A 3055-nucleotide genomic window follows, 5' to 3' on the forward strand; every position below is an offset into this window, starting at 1 on the left:
CGGGGCGGCATAACAATACACCGCCGCTTCTACACTACCTGATTAGAACTTGTGGATGATGCCCACGCCGACAGCAACCATGCTGCGCGACGACGCCGGTGAGCTGTTCTGGCCGTCACCGATAGCTGCCGTTGCGTTGATGATGGTCTTGCCATTGGTGCCCAGCGTCTGACCGCCAGCAAGCTGATACGCTTCCAGCGCATACAGACTGGTACTCTTGGAGAGCGAGTAGTACTGCGAGAGGTTGAACTGGCTGTAACTAGCCGCGCTCGTGATGCCGTTCGATTCCGTTGCACGGGTGTAGCTATAGCCGGCGCCAAGGTCCAGCACCGTGATCGGCCTCCAGTGCAGCACGGCACCACCCGTGTTCCAGATCCCAGTTCCGTGGAACGCCGAGTTGACGCCCGATTCGTATTGCACGTTCGAATAGGCGAATGAAACGTCCCACGCCGAATTGAACGCGTAGCCGCCCGTCACTGCAACGCGCTGCTGCTTTGCTGCCGTCTGGAAGCCGTTATTGATAGCCGAGACGCCCGCCTGCCCGGTGCCGCTAATCATCGTCGAGTTCGGACCCCATGCGCCGCCGCCCGGCGTCGAGTTGTCGACGCGCTGGATACCTGCTGCGATCCCGAACGGGCCGGCCAGGTACTGTGCTGCCGCGCTCCAGGTTTGACCCGCGCCCAAGCTACCCGGCACGCCGCCCAGCGCGTATGAACCGCTGACCGTCAGACCGTGGATGTTCGGCGACGTGTACACCAGCGAGTTATTCTGGCGATAGATCGTGTCCATCGCGTCGATATCACCCGGGTGCGCGCCGTATGCGCCCGTCAGCCAGTTGGTCGGGCTATACGGCGAGAGCAGCGTGTAGTACGGCGTGTACTGGCGGCCGGCCGTGAACGTACCGTAGTTCGCATTGGTCACACCGACATACGCTTGCCGGCTGAACATCAGACCCGAGGTGTTCTCGGCACCGTTCGTGCTGTTGTAGCCCTCTTCCAACTGGAAAATGGCCTTCGTACCGCCGCCCAGATCCTCACTGCCCTTCAGGCCGAAGCGGTTGCCCGCCCAGATGCCCTGGACCATCTTGACTTGCGAACGGCCGCCAGAGTTCGAACCCAGCGTAGCCGAGCTGCTCTGATAGCCGATCCCCGTATCGACCAAACCGTACAACGTCACGCTGCTTTGCGCATGCGCGCCCAGGGCGACCAACCCCAGAGCCGAACCTAGAAAAGCCTTTTTCATTTTTACTCCTCTGTTAAAAATTTTTCTTCGTTTCCGGCGCCCACGCACGCCGCTGGGTGTGGATTGTGTGTTCAATCAAAACACCGGATGGCCGTTGATGATGCTTGGCAGCCACGTCGAAAACATCGGTACGTAAGTCACAATGTTGATCGCGCTGAAGATAGCCAGGTAATAAGGCCACGCCACTTTGGTGGTTTCACCTATCGAGACATTTCCGATCGCGCAGCCGATGAACTGCACCGAGCCGATCGGCGGATGCACGAGCCCCAATGAACAGTTCAGCAAAATCATGATCCCGAACTGCACCGGGCCAACGCCAGCGTGCATCGCCATCGGCAGGAACAACGGCGTGGTGATCAGGATGTGCGCGGCCATGTCGACGAATGTGCCGAGGAAGATCTGAAGGACGTTGATGTAAAGCAGCATCAGCCAGGGCAGGCTCGTCGCACCGTTAAGCATGTGTTCGATCGCATCGGGAATTTCCAGATAAGCCATCTGGAAACGCAGCATGTTCGACACGCCGATGAGCAGCAGCACTACGCCGGTGGTTTTAGCCGCCGTTGAAAGCGCATGAAAGAGCTTCTTCATCGTCATCGTCCGATAAACGACGATGGTCAACACAAGTGAATAAGCCACGGCAATGGCTGCCGCTTCCGTCGCTGTGGCAATACCTCTTGCTACGCAGACCAGAATGATCGCGATCACCATCAAGCCGGGCAACGCGCCAAGGAACGTGCGTGCCACCGCGAACCAGCCGGGAAAACGCTGCAATTCGGTCGAGCCGTCAGGCCGGCGCGGATAACCGTATTTGACCGCCTGCCAGTACGCAGCAAGGAGCACGAAACCCATCACCCACAGAACCGGCAACAGCCCCGAAAACAAAAGGTCACCGATCGACACGCCGCTCATCTGCTGACCATTCAACGTCCCGGTGATGCCCTGTGCGGCGAACGCATAAATGATCATGTTCGTCGACGTAGGCATCAGCGCGCCCGCGAGCGACGAATGGGTCGTCACGTTGACAGCATAGGCCGCGCTGTAGCCTTCGCGCTTCATCATCGGAATAACGACGCCGCCCATGGCTGAGGTATCTGCCGTCGGCGAACCGGACACGCCGCCGAACAACGTGCACGCGACCACGTTCGCCATGCCGAGCCCACCGCGGAAATGGCCCACGGTGGCCTGCGCGAAACGCAGGATGCGGTCGGCGATACCGCCGTGCAGCATCAACTCGCCGGAGAAAATGAAGAACGGGACTGCGAGGAACGAAAACGCGTTCATGCCCGAAATCATCGACTGCATGGCGGTGGCCGCCGGCAACCCTTCATGCATATAGGTCAGGACGCACGAGAGCCCCAGTGCGAACGATACAGGAACCCCGAGTACGAGGAAAACGAGGAGGCTAACTGAGAGGATGGCAAGTTCCATGATTCTTCTATTTCTGTTTCTGTGCGAAAAAACCCAGCAGGTTCTCGAATGAGAACAGAGCGATGCAGACACTGGCAACGATCGGAATGAGGTAACGAAGCGCTTCCGGAAGACCCAGAATCGGGATCTTGTCGTCCATGGTTGTCTCCGCCATCTGCAAGCAGCCGAAGAAAATCGCCACGGCCAACACAATCAGGCACAGATGCTGGAACGCCTGCGCGACCACTTGACCTTTCGGCGGCAATTTCTTGACGAGCGAATCAAGCCCGATATGGCCGCCCTCACGAACCTTGAGCGCGGCGCCGAACATGGCGATCACGATCACCAGCAGGAGAGCGATCGGTTCGACGAAATCGGGGGCATCGCTAAAGACATAGCGCATCAC

3 protein-coding genes are annotated in these 3055 nt (G+C 58.9%); all 3 read right to left on the reverse strand.

Annotated elements, in window-relative coordinates:
- Positions 1-42: 42 nt before the first annotated feature.
- Complete coding sequence (locus WCA53_RS21205; RefSeq protein ID WP_423915260.1) at positions 43-1242, reverse strand: porin; 1200 nt, start codon at positions 1240-1242, stop codon at positions 43-45.
- Positions 1243-1317: 75 nt separating this feature from the next.
- Positions 1318-2670 (reverse strand): TRAP transporter large permease, encoded by a 1353-nt coding sequence (locus WCA53_RS21210; RefSeq protein WP_423915263.1) that lies wholly within the window; start codon positions 2668-2670, stop codon positions 1318-1320.
- A 7-nt stretch (positions 2671-2677) separates the two neighbouring features.
- On the reverse strand, positions 2678-3055 hold a 378-nt coding region (locus WCA53_RS21215), incomplete at its 5' end, for a TRAP transporter small permease (protein WP_423915265.1).

This window comes from Caballeronia sp. (assembly GCF_049581465.1).
Classification (GTDB): Bacteria; Pseudomonadota; Gammaproteobacteria; order Burkholderiales; family Burkholderiaceae; genus Caballeronia.

Coding starts and splice junctions, on each gene's coding strand:
- WCA53_RS21210 (WP_423915263.1), bottom strand. CDS start 2,670: ATGGAACTTGCCATCCTCTCAGTTAGCCTCCTCGTTTTCCTCGTACTC.
- WCA53_RS21205 (WP_423915260.1), bottom strand. CDS start 1,242: ATGAAAAAGGCTTTTCTAGGTTCGGCTCTGGGGTTGGTCGCCCTGGGC.